This window comes from Streptomyces sp. NBRC 110611 (genome assembly GCF_001590865.1).
GTDB lineage: Bacteria > Actinomycetota > Actinomycetes > Streptomycetales > Streptomycetaceae > Streptomyces.
Genome location: NZ_BBUY01000091.1, coordinates 1 through 885, shown reverse-complemented (window position 1 = coordinate 885; position 885 = coordinate 1). Strand labels below are relative to the sequence as shown.

Annotated in this window: 1 protein-coding gene; it reads left to right on the top strand. The window is 70.1% G+C overall.

The features are described from left to right. The coding region (locus AZE13_RS33495; protein ID WP_181690558.1) for a zinc-dependent metalloprotease at positions 1 to 728 on the top strand (728 nt) is incomplete at its 5' end. Positions 729 to 885: the final 157 nt, after the last annotated feature.

Here is an 885-nt window from a genome sequence, read left to right as displayed (position 1 = left end):
ACGAGACCTTCGCCCCGCCGTCCCGGGACCTGCCGGCCGGGGCACAGGGCGGGCGGCTGCTGCTGGTGGCGCCGAATATCGTCCACGTCGAGCGCGAGCTGGAGGTGGCGCCGCACGACTTCCGGCTGTGGGTGTGCCTGCACGAGGAGACCCACCGGACCCAGTTCACGGCCGTGCCCTGGCTGCGGGACCACGTCGAGGGGGAGATCCAGTCGTTCCTCGCGGAGACCGACATCGATCCGGGGACGCTCCTGGAGCGGCTGCGGGAGGCCGCCCAGTCGCTGGCCGGGGCGAAGCCCGAGGGGGAGGAGGGCGAGGACGGCAGCCGGTCGATCGTGGATCTGGTGCAGACGCCGGCGCAGCGGGAGATCCTCGGGCGGCTGACGGCGATGATGTCCCTGCTGGAGGGGCACGCCGACTACGTGATGGACGGCGTGGGTCCGGATGTCGTGCCGTCGGTCGCGGAGATCCGGGAGAAGTTCCAGAAGCGCCGGGCCAGCGGTGCCGGACGGCTCGACCTGGCGCTGCGTAAACTGCTCGGGCTGGACGCCAAGCTGCGGCAGTACCGCGACGGCGAGCGGTTCGTCCGGTCCGTCGTCGAGGAGGTGGGCATGGACGGCTTCAACCGGGTGTGGACGTCGCCGAACACTCTCCCCACCAAACAAGAGATCGCCAAACCGGCGGACTGGATCGCGCGGGTGCACCGCAAAGCGGACGGGGCACCGTAGGGGAACGTCGTGAGCTGGGCACGCCGCACGGCAGAAGAGCGCCCCTTCATTCACCCGTCTGAGGGACCGTTGTCGATGGATAGGCGTGCAATGCTCGGGGAACCGCTCGCCTCTGTCACCATCTAGGCACTCTGTGTGACGACGGGCCTCACCGGCC